General features: G+C 56.5%; 15 protein-coding genes. 9 read left to right on the top strand and 6 right to left on the bottom strand.

Features of this window, described 5'->3' with window-relative positions; all coding sequences use genetic code 11:
- Entirely contained in the window at positions 1 to 918 is a 918-nt protein-coding gene (gene ubiV / locus AC2FFA_RS07610) for a ubiquinone anaerobic biosynthesis protein UbiV (protein ID WP_496683882.1), read from the top strand.
- A 48-nt stretch (positions 919 to 966) separates the two neighbouring features.
- Here ubiV and AC2FFA_RS07605 read toward each other — a convergent pair whose 3' ends face one another.
- The 3 genes from AC2FFA_RS07605 to AC2FFA_RS07595 all read right to left on the bottom strand — a co-directional run bounded on the left by AC2FFA_RS07605 (position 967) and on the right by AC2FFA_RS07595 (position 4743).
- On the bottom strand, positions 967 to 2235 hold the full coding sequence (locus tag AC2FFA_RS07605; protein ID WP_117873643.1) for an MFS transporter: 1269 nt from the start codon (positions 2233 to 2235) through the stop codon (positions 967 to 969).
- A 178-nt stretch (positions 2236 to 2413) separates the two neighbouring features.
- Entirely contained in the window at positions 2414 to 3586 is a 1173-nt protein-coding gene (locus AC2FFA_RS07600) for a diaminopropionate ammonia-lyase (RefSeq protein ID WP_496850903.1), read from the bottom strand.
- Between the two features lie 14 nt (positions 3587 to 3600).
- Positions 3601 to 4743, bottom strand: coding sequence for an amidohydrolase (locus AC2FFA_RS07595; protein WP_496850901.1), 1143 nt, complete (start codon positions 4741 to 4743; stop codon positions 3601 to 3603).
- A 108-nt stretch (positions 4744 to 4851) separates the two neighbouring features.
- Between AC2FFA_RS07595 and AC2FFA_RS07590 the strand changes: the two genes are divergently transcribed.
- Positions 4852 to 5313, top strand: coding sequence for an Lrp/AsnC family transcriptional regulator (locus AC2FFA_RS07590; RefSeq protein WP_117873641.1), 462 nt, complete (start codon positions 4852 to 4854; stop codon positions 5311 to 5313).
- A 132-nt stretch (positions 5314 to 5445) separates the two neighbouring features.
- Here AC2FFA_RS07590 and AC2FFA_RS07585 read toward each other — a convergent pair whose 3' ends face one another.
- Together AC2FFA_RS07585 and AC2FFA_RS07580 are read right to left on the bottom strand one after the other, a co-directional pair.
- Positions 5446 to 7464 (bottom strand): CocE/NonD family hydrolase, encoded by a 2019-nt coding sequence (locus AC2FFA_RS07585; RefSeq protein ID WP_496850899.1) that lies wholly within the window; start codon positions 7462 to 7464, stop codon positions 5446 to 5448.
- Between the two features lie 88 nt (positions 7465 to 7552).
- The gene (locus tag AC2FFA_RS07580; protein ID WP_496850897.1) at positions 7553 to 9592 is read right to left on the bottom strand and encodes an oxidoreductase; all 2040 of its coding nucleotides are present in this window, start codon (positions 9590 to 9592) and stop codon (positions 7553 to 7555) included.
- Between the two features lie 523 nt (positions 9593 to 10115).
- On the opposite strand from AC2FFA_RS07580, the gene AC2FFA_RS07575 reads away from it, so the two are divergent.
- Positions 10116 to 10460 (top strand): RidA family protein, encoded by a 345-nt coding sequence (locus tag AC2FFA_RS07575; protein WP_496850895.1) that lies wholly within the window; start codon positions 10116 to 10118, stop codon positions 10458 to 10460.
- 78 nt (positions 10461 to 10538) lie between these two features.
- Here AC2FFA_RS07575 and AC2FFA_RS07570 read toward each other — a convergent pair whose 3' ends face one another.
- On the bottom strand, positions 10539 to 11465 hold the full coding sequence (locus AC2FFA_RS07570; protein WP_299901817.1) for a LysR family transcriptional regulator: 927 nt from the start codon (positions 11463 to 11465) through the stop codon (positions 10539 to 10541).
- 157 nt (positions 11466 to 11622) lie between these two features.
- On the opposite strand from AC2FFA_RS07570, the gene AC2FFA_RS07565 reads away from it, so the two are divergent.
- From AC2FFA_RS07565 to AC2FFA_RS07540, 6 genes are all read left to right on the top strand, one after another.
- On the top strand, positions 11623 to 12639 hold the full coding sequence (locus tag AC2FFA_RS07565) for a TRAP transporter substrate-binding protein (protein ID WP_117873631.1): 1017 nt from the start codon (positions 11623 to 11625) through the stop codon (positions 12637 to 12639).
- 67 nt (positions 12640 to 12706) lie between these two features.
- The gene (locus tag AC2FFA_RS07560) at positions 12707 to 13273 is read left to right on the top strand and encodes a TRAP transporter small permease (RefSeq protein ID WP_117873629.1); all 567 of its coding nucleotides are present in this window, start codon (positions 12707 to 12709) and stop codon (positions 13271 to 13273) included.
- The gene (locus tag AC2FFA_RS07555) at positions 13273 to 14613 is read left to right on the top strand and encodes a TRAP transporter large permease (RefSeq protein ID WP_117873627.1); all 1341 of its coding nucleotides are present in this window, start codon (positions 13273 to 13275) and stop codon (positions 14611 to 14613) included. Before AC2FFA_RS07560 ends, AC2FFA_RS07555 begins: the two co-directional genes overlap by 1 nt.
- Positions 14614 to 14644: 31 nt before the next feature.
- Positions 14645 to 15148, top strand: coding sequence for a universal stress protein (locus AC2FFA_RS07550; RefSeq protein WP_117873625.1), 504 nt, complete (start codon positions 14645 to 14647; stop codon positions 15146 to 15148).
- Between the two features lie 21 nt (positions 15149 to 15169).
- Positions 15170 to 15556 carry a nuclear transport factor 2 family protein gene (locus tag AC2FFA_RS07545; RefSeq protein WP_496850892.1) on the top strand — a complete coding sequence of 129 codons (387 nt, stop codon included), beginning with the start codon at positions 15170 to 15172 and terminating at the stop codon, positions 15554 to 15556.
- Positions 15557 to 15593: 37 nt separating this feature from the next.
- Entirely contained in the window at positions 15594 to 16997 is a 1404-nt protein-coding gene (locus tag AC2FFA_RS07540) for an NAD(P)/FAD-dependent oxidoreductase (protein WP_496850890.1), read from the top strand.
- The last annotated feature ends 114 nt before the right edge of the window (positions 16998 to 17111 follow it).

Raw genomic sequence — 17111 nt, 5'->3', positions numbered from 1 at the left:
ATGGAACTGACAGTAGGCCCGAACCAGTTCTTCTGGCCCGCCGAAACCTGGGCTGCGTTTTACGATGATCTGGCCCGATCGCCCGTCGACCGCGTCGTGCTCGGAGAACTGGTCTGTTCCAAGCGATTGCCATTTTATCAGGATCGTATCCCCGAGGCGATTTCCCGATTGGTCGAAGCGGGCAAAGAGGTTGCGCTGACAAGCCTGGCCCTGGTGACTCTGAAACGCGAGCGCAAACTCACGGCTGAGCTTACAGAAATGGGCGTCATGGTCGAGATCAACGATCTGACCGCGTTGGCACATTTGCCCGGCACCTGCACGTTCACCGTTGGCCCGTTGGTGAATGTCTACAACGAAGGCACTTTGAAATGGTTGGCCGCTCGGGGTGCGCGCCGGGTTTGTCTTCCGCCGGAACTGCCCGTCGCTTCGGTCAAAACGCTTGCGCAAGCTGCCTCGGACTTGGGTGTCGCGATCGAAATATGGGGGCATGGCAGGTTGCCGCTGGCCATTTCCGGGCGCTGTTACCACGCGCGATTGCATGGGCGCAGCAAGGACAATTGCCAGTTTGCCTGCGAAGACGATCCGGATGGGTTGGACGTTCTTACGGGTGACGGCAAGCCGTTCATGGCAATGAACGGGGTGCAGACCCTGTCAGACAGCTATGCCTGTACGGACCATCAGATCGACCTGCTGAAACAGGTTGGCATCTCGGCATTGCGCCTGTCACCGCAATCTGGCGGCTTCCATCAACTGTGCGAACTGTATCGAAAGCGTATCGACGGCGATCTTCCCCAGGGCGAACTGGAGCGCGCCCTGCGTGGTGCTGATCCTGATATTCGGTTGAGCGACGGATTTCTGACGGGGTCCTGTGGTGCAGAATGGTCCGGTGCTTCAAAGGCGGCTTCGATCTCCGTTTGACCGCCACATTGGCACGACTTCCGTCGCGCTTGACGCGAATGAAACAGCCTATGCTTTGAACCCGTGGGATGAGTCCGGGTCTGCCCTAGTTTCTTCTTCCTGAACCCAGGTTTCGGCCTGCAAAACCCCGGGTTGCCCGGTGCCGATAATCCCCACGACCTGCACATCGCCGGTGTCGGTGGGCGCGGCCACCTGAACACGCCGGATCAATGCGAAAAGGGCGACCGCAATACCGATAGCCGCCAGAAGAAACTGAAGACCGCGCCCGCCGAACAAAGAGATAGAGTTCGGTCCCAGCATGGTTCCCACCAGCAGGCCGACATTCAGTAGCAGCACCATCGTGCCACTGGCCGGAACGATCTGAGACAGCTTGAGTTGATCATTGGCATGCGCCGTCAGGATCGAATACGCAGGGTACAGCCCGATTGCGATCAGTACAAAACCATAGACGATATGAGACGGTGATGTATCGATGGTCATCCAAAGACTGGACAGGGTCGTTATAACGCCCAGCCCAATGACCACATAGCGTCTGTCCGTGTGATCAGACAGCCAGCCGATCGGGTATTGTACCACCGCACCGGCGATCAACGCCGCCACCAGCGCCCCTGACGCCTGCGCCGTCGTAAAGCCGTTTTGCAACGCATAAAGCGGCAACGAGATGTAGGACGCCGCGACACCGATGCTGACCAGAACGATGCCGATGACTGCGATGGGCGAAACCTTGTAAAGCACGGGAACCGACATGCGTTCCGGTGCGGCATATTCCGGCGCCCTGTTGCCCGACAGAAGAAGCGGCACGATCGACAGCGAAATCAGGATGGAAACAAGGCCGAACAGAAGGTTTCCGGTGGGGTCGGGGAAACCGACCATGGCCGTTCCGAGGGCTGGGCCGGCAAGCTGAATAATGAAATACAGCGACAGAACCTGAGCACGCATGCTGTTTTCGCTTTTTGCGTTCAGCCAGCTTTCGGTGATGACGTAAAGCCCTGGATAGCAAAACCCTCCCAGCAAGCGCATCACGCTCCAGCTGATCGCGTCGCTGGTCAGCAGATGCACAATGGCCGCAATTGAAACCAGCGAGGCGAGGGCCGAAAATGCCCGAATATGCCCGACATTTTCGACCAGCCTTGGGGCAAGCGCCGTCCCCGCAAGCGCGCCCAAGGGATAGCTTGCCTGCATGACGGAAATCGTGAAGTCACTAAAGCCCAGGCTGGCCCCCCGGATCGTCAGCAACGTCGCCAACAGACCGTTGGCAACCATTAGCATGAACATCCCAAGGAACAGCGCCCAGTTTTCATTTAACGCGCGTATCATAGCCAACGGCTACTCATGCGGGGCAGGCCTGTATACAACTCCTACGACATCGAAATGTCGTTTGATGGAACTTCTCCGTTGCAGGCCAATATGTCGGATTCAACCGTCTTGGGACCCATTGCAACTGGGTTTTGGACTAAGCTGATTGGCATCTGCGACCGCAAGAAACGCGGCTGAGCTACACGTCGCCTTGCATGATCAGGGCATAGATATCGGGATCCGTCACACCTTCGGATCCGATCGTCAAAACACGAGACTGCGCCGTCAAACCAAGCTTCTGGAAAAGCTTTTGGTTGTTTGCCGCTTCAATCAATGCAGCCAATCCGGCAACGCCGCTCTCTCCGGCTTCGATCACCGGATCTGCGCCTTGCGGACGCGCCAGGCGGCGGACGGTTGGCGGTATCAGCTCATCGCCGATTGTCAGAAAGTCCGAGGCTTCACTGCGCAAAATCTCCCATGCCATCGGAGACGGTACACCGCAGGACAAACCCGCCATAATGGTCTCTTCATCGATTTCTACAGACGCGGCTTGCCCCTGCCTTGCGCTTTCGAACAAACACGCGGCCAGATGCGGTTCCACAACCACGACGCGCGTAGAGGCATCACCCCAGGCCTGACGCAATGCTGCCGCAACTGCCGCGGCAAGCCCTCCGACTCCTCCTTGCAGAAAGACATGCGTCGGCGCCGCGTCCATTGCATTCACGACTTCTTTGACCATGACGCCGTAGCCCGACATCACGTCGCGCGGCGGGTCGGTGTAACCTGGCCAGGATGTGTCCGAAACCACGAACCAGCCATTCTCGTCGGCTTCCCGTCGACATTGATCGACCGAGGCGTCATAGTCACCATCGATGCGCATGACGTCAGCCCCCAGGTCACGCATGGCCTGCGCGCGGCCTTCACTGACTTCGGCGTGAATGTAGATCCGGCAAGGCGCGCCGAACCGTTTGCACCCCCACGCGAGGGATCGACCGTGGTTGCCATCGGTCGCCGAAACAAGCGTGATCCCGGCAACTTCATCAGCGCAGCGGCCAGTGCGGATATTTTCCAAAGACACATCCTGGCCCGTCCGGCGTGATATTTCACGTTGCAGAACACGCAACGCGGCAAATGCACCCCCCAATGCCTTGAAACTGCCAAGCCCAAACCGGGGACCTTCATCCTTGTAGTGGACCTCCGCGACGCCAATCTCGGCTGCCAACGCGGGCAAAGAATGCAGAGGCGTGGGCGCATACCCCTCCCATTGGGTGATTTCCTTTGCCGCGCGATCGAAATCCTGTTTTGTCAATACGGTTTCGGCAGCGGCGCCAAAACCCGGCCGGCCTGCCTGATGAGCGATGATTTCTGTCATGGTCATGTGTCCTGTCAGGGGTTCAGCGGCAGGCGCTGCTGCACCAGCTCTGCCCAGAATTTTGCGCCCAGCGGGAGCAGTTCGTCGTTGAAATCGTAATCAGCCGAGTGCAGCGGACGACCATTAGATCCTTCGGTCCCGTTGCCAATAAGCAGGAAACACCCGGGCACAACGGCAGCAAACTCAGCGAAATCTTCCGAAAAAGACATGGCAGAGCGGTCTCCGTCTACTTCAAGGCCCGTGGCTGCTGCCGCTGAAATGACGTGCGATGCGGCATCGGCATCGTTGTTTGCCTCGATGAACTCGGTGCGGAAATCCACAGTCACTTCGACGCCATGGCTTTCGGCCACACCGGCTGCGATCTGGCGCATATTGCGCTCTATCAACGTACGGTCTTCCGGTGACATGGCCCGAGCGTCACCTTTCAGAACCGTGTACCCCGGAAGCACATTTCGCTGCCCGTCGGTGATGAACTCGGTTACTGACACAACCGCGCCGGATGAAGGTGCAAGCTTGCGTGAAACTATGGTTTGCAGGGCCAATACCAGTTCCGCCGCAGGCGTGATCGTTTCGCGCCCGACATGGGGCATCGAGGCATGACCGCCCTGACCGGTAATCGTGATCTCGAACAGGCTTTCACTGCAACAGATCACTCCGGCACGGGTTGAAACCCGGCCAACAGGCTCACCGGGCAGATTGTGTGCGCCGTAAACCTCTTGAATCGGGAAGGTCCGCAAAACGCCCTCATCGATCATCGCCCTTGCCCCAAGCCCATGCTCTTCATTGGGCTGAAACAGGAAGACAACCGTGCCGTCAAACTCCGGATCTTTGGCCAGCAATTCGGCGGCCCCAAGCAGCATCACCGTGTGGCCATCATGTCCACAGGCATGCATGACACCTTCGTTCTGCGACTTGTGGGCAAACGTATTGACCTCGGTGATCGGCAGCGCGTCGAAATCCGCGCGCAACCCGATGGCATGGTTGCCGTTGCCTGACTTCAAGACACCCACAACGCCGACACCTTCGTATACCTCGATGCCCAAGCTTCGCAGATGCCCGGCGATCCGTGCTTTGGTCCAGTTTTCCTGAAATCCAAGCTCGGGGTTGCGATGAAACTCATGGCGCAACGCAGGCAGGCTTTCTGTCAATGCGGTCACGGCGACTCTTTCCCTTCGATGCATTGTGAACGTGGTCGGAACAATTTTATTGCAACTGACCTGAAAAAAGGGCTCTAGTTTGATGCATATCATGCAAGTTTCTTTCACATGACACAATTAGACGAGTTCGACCGCGCGATCCTGCGGATCCTGCAGAAAGACAACAAAACCACGCAGCACAAGATTGGCGAGGCCGTAAACCTGTCTGCACCCTCTGTGCAGCGCCGTATCCGCCGGATGGAGGCCGAGGGCGTGATCCGCGCCAATGTCGCCATTGTTGATCCGGCAGCCGTTGGTCTTCAGCTTACCATCTTTGTCGAACTTGAACTGGTCAGCGAAACCCCTGACGAGATTGATGCCGTCAAGAAAACCTTGCTGAATGCTCCGGAAGTCCAGCAATGCTATTATGTGACCGGAGAGGTGGATTTCATGGTTGTCGTGGTCGTCGAAAGCATGGCGGTTTACGAAGATTTCACCCGCCGGATGTTCTTTGAAAACGGAAATATTCGAAAGTTCAAAACCTTCGTTTCAATGGATACCATCAAATCCGGCAGCGCTTTGGGTTTCTGACCGGCACATGGTGCAACGACAGACCCGTCCAGACATTCCCGCACAGGCTTGAACCATTCGGTTGGATTGACAGGACTGCAAAGGCAAGTCCCGTCAAAGGGTTTCAACGCAATTGTTCTACAGTGTTTTCAACTACATTCCGTTGCGCGGAATGACATGCGAATTCTCTTCTTTAAAGATCAGCTCCTCCCCCGACCATGCCTTCAAGCGCGAGATCAAATGAAACTCGGTGGCCGTTGCTCGTTGTTCGGAATAGGTCCAGATCCTGGCTGACCAGCCTTCACGGTCGAAACAGGCGGTCTGCTCCATCGTGGCAACACCCGAAAGCGGGTCGCCCGGACGGATTGTATATCTCCGATCTGACACGTCGCTGAGCACCGTCCCTATATCGTCGAGACGGAAATCACCCACCGGCCCGAAGACACCTCCGTCAAGGAAAAACCTGTGAGTTACCTCGCCATTCGTCAGGTCCGTGTGGACCGAGCGCTCCATCGAGCCCGATCTCACTTTGGTCTTTCTGGGCCGGGCACCAGACGCTATCGGTTCGGGCAGCGGGCGTGGTTCTGTTGTTTCAATGCCCTGGTTGCGGATGGGAAGAGACAGGTACGAGCGACCCGGCCTTATCGAAAGCGTTACAGGTTCGGGGGTGGGCCAAAGAACAGGCCAATAAGCCGAAGCAATCTGCAAAACGATGCGATGACCTGACAGAACCCGATATCCTGTTCCATACATCGGGACGGTTACTGCCATCTCCTCTCCGGGTGTGATCGGTGTGGGTTCTGTATCGCTGAGCCGGTGGTTGAGGTTGCAGAATCCCCGTGCAATCAGTGTCTGCGCACCGTTCGGGGCTTCGTCCACCAGCAATGCAACGACAAAGCCCTGAGCCTGATCTGCTGAAACCTTCAGATCGACGGACGGTTGCCCCAAAATACCAAGTGCGTCTTCAAGTGGTGCCGCTTTGAACTGCAATGCGCCTGCGGCGTCGATCCGGCAGTCTGCCGCCATGTCGCCGGGTATGGCGAAAGAGCACATATCACCTGCGGCTGCCCCAAAGCTTTGCGGCGAGCAAATCGCAAGCTCTGCTCCGGAAACGGGGTCTGCCTCAAGCGTCAGCTCATTCAGCCAAAGGGACGTATTGGTGATATTCGGTGACGGCCAGCTCGGCTCTTCGACCCAGCGCCCCGTGCGTTCCAGATGCGTTCCGGTCGGCGCTGTGCTGTCTTGAAGGAAAAACCGCAAGGGCGGTTCGTCCATCAACCCTGTGTCTTTTCCCTTCAGCCAGTGATCCCAGAACCGGATGACCTCTCCGACGAAATCAGCCTTGGGGCCGGGCACCCCTTCATGCGGGTAAAGATGCGCCCATGGCCCCATCAGGATCTTGACCGGTCCGCTTAGGTGTTCGGCGATGCGGAATGGCGTATCCCGGTACAGATCCATCCAACCGCCGAAAAAGTAGACCGGCACATCCACGTCGGCATAATTCTCGCAGATCGAACCGCGCCGCCACATCTCGTCATGGGTCTGGTGCTCCAGCCACATGGCCGGCCAGAACTCAGCGCCTTCCAACCGCTCGCGCCACATGTCAAGCCAGCGGTCCGCGCCGACAATCTCTGGGTCTGGTGGCATGGCGTTGTACAGCTGCATGATCGAGCCCCACCAGAAATTGTCGTTGGCCAGACATCCGCCGTAAAAGTGAATGTCCTCGCGCCACCGGTCGTCTGTGCCCATAACCGGGGCTATCGCCTTCAACGCCGGAGGACGTGTCGCCGCCACCTGAAACGCGTTATATGCCCCCCAGCTTTTGCCGAACATTCCGACATTTCCATCGCACCAGTCCTGATCGGCAATCCACTGGATGACGTCGTGACCGTCCTGAATTTCCTGATGCGAATACTCGTCTTCGGAGACGCCGTCACTGTCACCGTAACCCCGGATGTCAACGCGGATTGATGCATAGCCGGCGTCCGCAAAATGCGGGTGCATGCTTTCATCCCGCATCCGTGTTCTGTCCCGACGACGATAGGGGATGTATTCCAGGATGCAGGGCACAGGGACGATCTTCGTGTTTTCCGGCAGCCACAGGCGCGCCGCGAGTTTCGTGCCGTCAGGTAGCGGTATCCAAACAGTCTCGATGACCTCAATATTGCTCATGTCCGGTCCTTTTCGTTCGGGCGCAAAAGTGGTTTCATGCCGTACAGGTAATCGGTGGTACGTGTTCAAAGCGCATTCTCTGACGGCGTCACCACCGAAGGCCAAGCCGCAGCGCATCATAGACTGCTGCGTGTATGTTGCGCGAGGAAACGGCGTCTCCGATCCGATACAGATCAAAGTCAGCCTTCGGGTTCACCAGCGGAAACACGTCACCCGAATTCGCGACAAGAGCGTCGTGATCCACAGCGCCAAAATTTCGCGAAAGCGGCTTGAGTTCGAAATAGAGATCGTCCAGAGGCAAGGTGCCCTGATTGACGATCACCTGATCATACATGCGCTTTTCAACAAGATCCGAGTAATCCGTTCCAATGGCGGCTTCCAGTTGATTGCCTGAGCGTACCAACGATTTCAGCGTCCGGGTTACGGTGAACAGCGCTCCCGTTTTTTGCAGCGCACGCATATATGGCACCAGATTCATGCCCATGATCTCAGGCGCAAAGCTGCGGTCGCGGGTCATGATCTCAACCCGCGAACCGGACTCGGCGATGATTTCGGCCGCCATAAGGGCCGGGTGGTCGCCCGCATCATCGTAGATCAGCACGTTTTCGCCCGGGTGCACGTCTCCGGACAGGATGTCCCACGCCGAAACCGCCAGATCGTTGCCGGTTTCCAATATCGTCGTCTCGGGCAACCCTCCGGTCGCGATAACCACAATATCGGGCGAAAGTGCTTTTAGGTCACCCGCGTCTGCAAACGTGTTGAATTGGAACCTGACATCGCGTGCAGCGCATTGCGCCATGCGCCAGTCGATGATCCCGATCATCTCGGCCCGGCGTCGGGACTGCGCGGCCAGACGAACCTGACCGCCGGGTTCAGAGGCCGCTTCCAGAACGGTAACGTCATGACCGCGTTCTGCCGCAACCCGTGCCGCTTCAAGCCCTCCGGGCCCTGCGCCGACGATGACCGCCCGGCGGCGGGACTTGGCCGTGGTGATCACGTGCGGCATCGACAATTCGCGCCCGGTAGCAGGGTTATGAATGCAAAGGGCTTCACCGGCCTGATAAATCCGGTCCAGGCAGTAGGTTGCGCCGACGCAGGGGCGGATGTCATCTTCCCGACCGGCCTGAATTTTGGACACGATCATCGGGTCGGCCATGTGCGCGCGGGTCATGCCGACCATATCCAGCAACCCGGACGCCACTGCATGTCGTGCGGTTGCCACATCGGGAATGCGTGACGCATGGAAGGTAGGCATCCCGATTTCGGCTCGTACGCGCCCGGCAAAATCCAGATGTGGTGCGCTTTTCATGCCCTGCACCGGGATCACATCCGTCATGGCAGGGTCTGTATGAATACGGCCGCGAATGACGTTCAGGAAATCGACCTGACCGCTGTCGCGCAGCCTTCGGGTGATTTCCAGTCCGTCTTCTTCGGTGATGCCGCCTTTTTCAACCTCATCTGCTGTGTAGCGGACGCCAACGATGAAATCCGTCCCGACACGGTCGCGGATCGCATCCAGAACCATGAAGCTGAACCGCAACCGATTGTCGAGACTGCCGCCATAGGGCGCGTCCATCGTATTGGTGAGCGGTGACCAGAACTGATCGATCAGGTGGCCATAGGCTTGCAATTCGATTCCGTCGAGACCTGCGGCCTTCATACGTTCGGCTGCATCGGCATAATCGCTCACGATCCGCTCAATATCATGGTCTTCCATCTTCTTCGCAAAAGCCCGGTGGGCCGGTTCACGATAATGCGACGAAGAGACGGAGGGCAGCCAATCGCCCTTGTTCCAACCCGTGCGTCGCCCCAGATGGGTCAATTGGATCATCACTGCGCAACCATGAGTATGGCAGGCATCCGTCAATTCAGCCATCCAGCGTACGACCTCGTCCTTGTAGGCAAGGATGTTGTTGAATACCGGCGGGCTGTCGCGGCTGACGGTGGCAGACCCAGCTGTCATGGTCATGGCAACACCAGCTTTCGCACGTATCTCATGATAGGCGCGATAACGCTCCTTGGGCATGCCGTCTTCGGGGTAGGCAGGTTCATGACTGGTCGTCATGATCCTGTTCTTCAGCGTCAGATGTTTCAGCTGATACGGTTGCAGCAACACATCGCGGATCATGACCACCCGTCCTTTTTCAAAACCAATGACATCAGTTGACCAACCTCGCTGTCCCGCAGCGGCAATGCAAAAAGTACTGTGGTGGCAGTGTCGAGTGGCATATGGCGCTCCGAGTTTAAGGCGAGCGGTGGAACTCTGTGCCGATTGAAAACAGACTGGGATTTCTCCGTCAAACTCCTTGTCACCCAACACCGGGATGTTTCACCCAGATCGTTGGCGGATGACCGCAAGACAGGACAGAAAGAACAGCGGTGAAAACGACCTGTCTGCAGGTCGCTGACCGACTGGCTCACTACGCACTACACCACCTTGGGAAGAAGAGCGACAAAGAGGTTAGGTCACTTGTCGAACCTCCAAACCGAACGAAATATTTGATCACCCAACATAAGTGGGCTGTCGCGTTGAATGATCCCGCACGGCAGGTTGGCGATTATTCGATGGTTGAATGTCCGGGGTGGCAGTTGGCATCGTTTCACTCTATCGCCCAGTCGGAAGATACCTTTCGTGACAGGAGACAGCAGTCGTGACCATCACTCGCATCGAAACCGGCCAGCGCATGAGCCGCATCGTCAAACACAACGGAACCGCCTATCTGTGCGGACAGGTTTCGGATGCCGCAACGGTTGCGGATCAAACCCGTGACATCCTTGCCAAGGTCGAGGACCTTCTGGCCAAGGCCGGCAGCGACAAGAGGCGCATCCTGCAATGTGTGATTTGGTTGTCGGACATGGCCGATTTTGCCGAAATGAACGCGGTCTGGGATGCCTGGGTGCCGGAGGGCCACGCCCCGGCCCGTGCCTGTGGAGAGGCGAAACTGGCCCGTGATGTTCTGAAGGTCGAAATGATCGTTACCGCAGCCTGCGATTGATCCGACCGGCCTCGCGTCGTGCGCTGCTTCTAGGCGGGCGGGTTTGGGCTTGGAAAACAAGACGCCCTGAGCACGTTCTTACTGCACCTGAGAATGCACCTTTTCCAATGTTTCCAGAAACAACTTGGCCACGCGTGTTGGCGCAGGTTGTTTCCTGGCTACGGCCGCGAAACGGGTTCTGTATTTGATTTCCCGCGGTAAAACCTGCTTCATAATCCCCTGTTCGACAAATTCCTGCGCCAGATGGTCCGGAAGAAACCCAAGGTAGCGGCCTGAAAGTATCAGGATAACCAGTGCCTGCTCGTTTTGCACCTTGGCGGCACGTCGAAACCCCAGTTGTTGACCAACGATGAGGTTCGGAGAGTTTACGTTCAAGCCGGCGTAGTTGAACTTGCGAAGATCACTCAAATGCAACTCCGGATCTGGGCGATCAAACAGGGGGTGTTCCTGCCCACAGTACAAGAACATGTTTTCCCCGTAGAGCGGTGTGTAGTCCAGGCTTGCCGATGGTCTGTGCAACGCGATGATGCCGACATCCAGATGCCCGCTGATGACCATTGTTTCGATCACGTTGGGAGGTTCCAGCGACAGTTCAATGTGAACCGCCGGTGCGGCCTCATTGAACTTGTGAATGGTGCGGGCAAGTTGGGCCTCAGGGTTGGTCGTACATTGATCGAACAGAGCCACGCGGATACTGCCGGCCAATTGCTGTTTGACTTCGTTGACTTCGGTTCTGAACTGCGCCACGGAAATAAGCAGGTCTTCTGCCGCCGTCAGCACCTTCTCGCCGTCTTCCGTCAGTGAAAATCCTGACGGTCCCCGGTTGCACAGCTTCAGGCCAAGCCTCAGTTCTAGGTCAGACAAGTGTTTCGAGATCGTCGATTTTCCGATGTTCAGCTCGATCTCGGCGGCAGTAATTCCACCACTTTCCGCGACGGTTTTAAAAACGCGCAGAAGACGGATGTCGGTGTCCCCGATCCGGGTATCAAGTTTGTTCTGTTTCATATCGTATGTTTGATATTTGTAAAACCTTTCGCGCAAATATTAACAACGACGAAACCATGTTGGCAAGTTAGCTTCGTGTCGCCGAGGTAGAATCGGACTGGCCTATCTCTCCCCGGGTCAGCGCGCACCTCGAAACACGACAAATGGGAGGAAATCCATGTCATTTATCAAGAAGCTAGGCACCATCAGTGCAGCCGTATCCGTTGCCGCACTGATGGTCGCAGGCGCGGCTGACGCGAAGAACTTCAAAATCGCAGTTGGCGACAGCGGGGGTTCCAGCCAAGAAGCAACGGGACTGGGCTTCAAAGCTGCCCTTGAAGAGCTATCGGGTGGCAATCATACGGCAACTCTTTTCCTGAACGGTCAGCTCGGATCCGAGCAGGATACCGTCAACGACGCGGCCATTGGCACGCTCGATATGTCGCTGCTGGCGATCAACAACATTACCCCGTTCTCGCCGACTGTTGGCGTGTTTACCCTGCCTTACGTGATCCTCAGCCTTGAGGACGCCGAAAAGCTGACCCAGGGCCCAATCGGTCAGGAACTGACTGAGAACACAATCAACGACGCCGGTGTTCGCATCATCGCTTGGACTTACACAGGTTTCCGCGTTCTCACCAACTCAAAAAAGCCGGTCAAGTCGGTTGCCGATCTGGAAGGCCTCGTGATCCGCGTTCCCAAGAACGAGATCATGATCGACACGTATAAGTCTTGGGGTATCAGCCCGACGCCGATGGCATGGTCGGAAACTTTCGCCGGACTGCAGACCAAAGTTGTTGACGGTCAGGACAACCCTTACACCACCATCAACGCGATGAAGTTCTACGAAGTTCAGAAGTATGTGACAAACATCCGATACATCTTCTCCATCGAACCGCTCATCATTTCCGAGCAGGTATTCCAGGAACTGTCCGCCGAAGATCAGGCGATCATTCTTGAAGCCGGTAAAGCCGCGACACAGGCGTCTGCCGACTTCTTGCGCGAGAAGGAAGCTGAGATCAAAGAGATCCTGATCGAAAAAGGCATGGAAATCGTCGACCCTGAGAACGACGAGGCCGAATTCATCGAACTGGCAACCACCGCCGTGTGGCCGAAGTTTTATGAAAGCATCGGTGGCGTCGAAAAGCTCAACGCTGTGCTGGCTGAAATCGGCCGCGAGCCGGTTTCGCAATAAGCAAGGACCAAAAGGTCAATGAAATGGGGGGTGCCTGACGGTGCCCCCTACAAAAAGGGAGGGTCAGATGTCGAAATTTTGGGGATTTGTAGACAACATCGAAAGCTATATCTGTCGCACGTTGTTGGCGATATTCGTTTGTCTGTTGTTTCTTCAGGTTATCGTGAGAACGCTATTTGCGTTCTCGTTTTCCTGGGTCGAAGAACTGTCGATCTACATGTTCGTCTGGTTTGTCTTCTTTGGCGCCAGCTACGCGGCAAAGATGGGCGCCCATAACCGGGTGACGTTTCAGTTCAAGTTCCTGTCGCCCCGCGCGATCAAATACATCGAGGCATTCGCGGATCTCTTCTGGATCTTCTTCAATGTCGTTTTCGTCTATCTGGCGATTGATTTCATCTTCAACAAGATGAATCGATTTCAGTCGTCGCAGACCCTCGGGTTCCACCTGAGCTGGGTCTATATCGTCTTGCCTATCGCATTCACCCTTATGACCATCCGCGTGATTCAGGTGAATTACCGAAAACTCGTGCTGGATGAAGAGATAGTCGATCCGGATTCGATTGATCTAGATGCTGTCAAAGCCGAGGCCGAAAGCCATAGCCACACCACTTCCAGCTCTGAGGGAGAAAAGTAATGGGCGCTGAAATTATCCCACTGCTGTTCGGCGGATTTCTCTTTCTGCTGTTCATCGGTGCTCCGATCACCGTGGCGCTTGGCGTCTCAACCTTGATCACCTTTCTTTACTTGGGTGAAAACCCGATCAAATTCGTACAGATCGCCTTTACCTCGGTTGGGTCCTTCCCGCTGATGGCGTTACCCGCTTTCATTCTGGCTGGTGCTTTGATGGAGGCCTCGGGGCTGTCGCGACGGCTTATCAATGTCGCCGAAAGCTTCGCGGGTCCGTTCACAGGCGGCATGTCGGCTGCAACCGTCATGGCTTGCCTGTTCTTCGGTGCTATCTCTGGTTCTGGCCCGGCAACGACTGCCGCCGTTGGCATGCTGATGATCCCGGCCATGATCGATCGCGGTTATTCGAAGGGTTTTGCATCGGCCATAACTGCCTCGTCAGGTGGTCTGGGCATCGTTATCCCACCGTCGATCCCGCTGATCATTTTTGGCATCGCTGCATTGGGCATGCCGCCCCCACCTGAAGCTGTAGAAGAATTCGGCCAGTTCCAGACCGTTTCGATTCCGAAGCTCTTTATCGCTGGATTTATGCCCGCCTTCCTGATCGCAGGCAGCCTGCTGCTGATGAACTACATTCTAGCGAAAAAGAACAACTACACCGGCAGTACGGATGGCTGGTCTGCACGCCTTATGTGGTGCGAGATGTATCGCGGCTTCTGGGCGCTGATGGCACCGGTGGTGATCCTTGGTGGCATCTATTCAGGCTACTTCACGCCGACAGAAGCGGCCATTGTTGCGATCTTCTACACGCTGATCGTGGGCGCGTTCATCTATCGCGAGCTGTCGTGGAGCAGTCTGTTCGGTGCGTTGGAAACCACCACTTGGCTGACCGGTCGGGTTCTTCTGATCATGTTCACGGCAACAGTATTCGGGCGTCTATTGGTTGAAAACCAGGTGCCGGCTGTGATCGCGCAAGGTATGTTGTCTTTTACTGACAACATCTATGTGATCTGGACACTTGTGATCCTGTTCCTGCTGTTCGTCGGCATGTTCATGGAGACACTTGCAACCATCCTGATCCTGGTTCCGGTGATGCTGCCCGTAGCTTATAGCGTGGGCATAGATCCGATCCACTTTGGTGTGGTTATGGTCTGTACGCTGGGCATCGGGTTCCAGACACCACCGCTGGGTGAAAACCTGTTCATCGCGTCGGGGATATCGAAGATCTCGATTGAAGAGATTTCGTTACGCGCCCTGCCGTTCGCCTTCATCAACACGATTGCGATCTTCATCATTGCGTTCTTCCCCGAGATATCGCTCTGGCTGCCGCGCGTGTTCGGTTACTAGGCGCGAATGAACGGAAAAGGGAACTGAAACCATGAAACAAACAATTACGCAGATCCTTTTCGCGACAGATCTGTCGCGAAATTCCACCTATGCCCTAAAGCACGCGGCCAGCCTGGCCGCGTCAACAGGGGCAAAATTACATGTTCTGCACGTCTCCGAGCCCCTCAGCGACGACGCGCTGATAACTCTTCGCATGTTCATGCAAGATACAGGCTCGCGCAATGAAGCTCTGAAAGCGCGTCATGACCACGTCAAGGCGGTGCTGACCGAGCGGCAAAAGGCATTCTGGGCTGCATTACCCGAAGCTGATCGCGGTATCCAGGATCAGATCGAAACGATCGAAATCATCGACGGACACCCCGCCGAAGTGATTCTGCGACGCGCACATCAGCTCAATTGCGACCTGATCGTTTTGGGCGCCCACGATCACGGATTCTCGCATACGTTCCTTGGCACAGTCGCCAAGCGTGTGCTTCGCCGTGCAGATATCCCCACGCTCGTCGTTCCATACCGGGACGACGAAACATCCAACTGAAAAACCACGAAAGACAAGACCATGAGCAATACCCTCACTGCGCAGGACCTGGCAGACACGTTCGACGCGTTCAACCGTCACGACATCGAAGGTGTGATGACCCATTTCGCCGATGACTGCGTGTTCTACACCGTGGCTGGTGACGAGAAATACGGCAACAAAGTCGAAGGTTCTGAAGCTATCGCCGCTGCCTTCTCAGGCGTCTGGGCAGGCATGAAGGACGCACACTGGGATCACCACAGTCATTTTGTCCACGGCGATCGCGCCGTGTCCGAGTGGACCTTTTCGGGAACCGATGCCGACGGTATGCGGGTCGAAGCTGAAGGCGCAGACCTGTTTACCGTGCGTGACGGGAAGATCGTCGTAAAACAGGCGCTTCGCAAGACACGCCCAATGTTCAAAGCCTGATCCGCCGCCTTGCGCGCAGCCTCGGAGAAAAACAAGAATGGTGGACCACAGCATCCCGCGTCACTGGCCCAAAGCCAGCTATGATCCAAAGTATGACCCCATCATGGATGCGGGTCCGGGTCACAATCGCGACCATGCGCCAACTTATTGGATAGGAACGGCCGGAACACCTCCGGCTGATGACGGACCGATCTCCAGTGATCTGGATGCGGATGTCGTGGTGATCGGGTCGGGATATACTGGCCTGTCCACTGCCATTCACCTTGCCAAGGAACACGGTATCCAAGCGGTTGTTCTTGAAGCAAATACCGTGGCCTGGGGATGCTCGACCCGCAATGGCGGGCAGGCCCAGATCTCATCCGGGCGGCTGAAACGGTCGCAATGGATTCAGCGCTGGGGCACAGATGTGGCCAAAGGCATGCATGCCGAAGTCACTGAAGCTTTCGAGTTGTTCAACGATCTGATCTCGTCGGATGAAATCGATTGTGATCCGCAGCCGGGCGGCCATTACTACATCGCGCATCGTGAAAAAGTCATGTCGTCGCTCAAGAAAGAGAGCAAGTTGCTGAACGATGTGTTCGGCTATGGTTCGCGTATCCTGTCCCGAGATGAGCTGCATGAAAAACATGTGCGGGACATGGAGGCCGCAGGCGCGATGTGGGAACCAGACGGAACCTGCATCCACGCCGGCAAGCTGGCCTTCGGTTATGTCGACATGGCGCGCAGGCTGGGCGTGAAAATCCACACCGGCAGCCCGGTCATGGGATGGCAGACCAAAGGCGGAGTACATCACTTGCGTACACCGGGTGGTATTGTGCGCGCGAAATCCGTTGCCTTGGCAACGGCGGGCTATACTCCGCCGGGTCTCAACAACCGCACCAGGCACCGCCTGATGCCAATCCTGTCAAACTCGATGGTGACACGACCTCTGACACAGGCCGAGCTGGATGAATGCGGTATCCAGACCAAATCCCCCCTGACGGACACCCGAACGCTGCGCCACTATTACCGCCTTTTGCCGGACAATCGGATGCAGATCGGCAGCCGCAGCGCGGTGACAGGGCGTGATGCCGAGAACGGCAAACATCTGGACATGCTGAAGAAGGGACTTGCCCGCAAGTTCCCGGCGCTAAAGGATATCAACCTCGACTATTCCTGGTGGGGCTGGGTTGATGTCAGCCACGATATGATGCCGCGCATTTTCCGGCCGGATCCTGAGCAGAGCGTGTTCTACGCCATGGGTTACGGCGGCAATGGCGTGATGTACTCGGCCCAGGCCGGACGACGCATGGCGCAGCTGGTTGCAGGCAAGAAGGACAAGGCATTTGAGCTGCCGATCTTCACGTCCCCGTTGCCGAGCCACGGCATCCTGACGCCGTTTCGCCGTCTGGGACAACGCATGGCGTATGTCGGCTACTACCTCAAAGACGAAATACTGTAACTCACAGGGGCTTCAGCGTCCTGAAAAGATAAGGAATCACCCACATGAAGATGACGACGGAAGAGGCGTTTGTTAAGGTTCTGCAGATGCACGGGATTGAGCATGCGTTTGGGA

This window comes from Ruegeria sp. YTSB088, from assembly GCF_059609825.1.
Note: the sequence above shows the minus strand (reverse complement) of the source record. Positions and strands in the feature narration are given on the sequence as shown.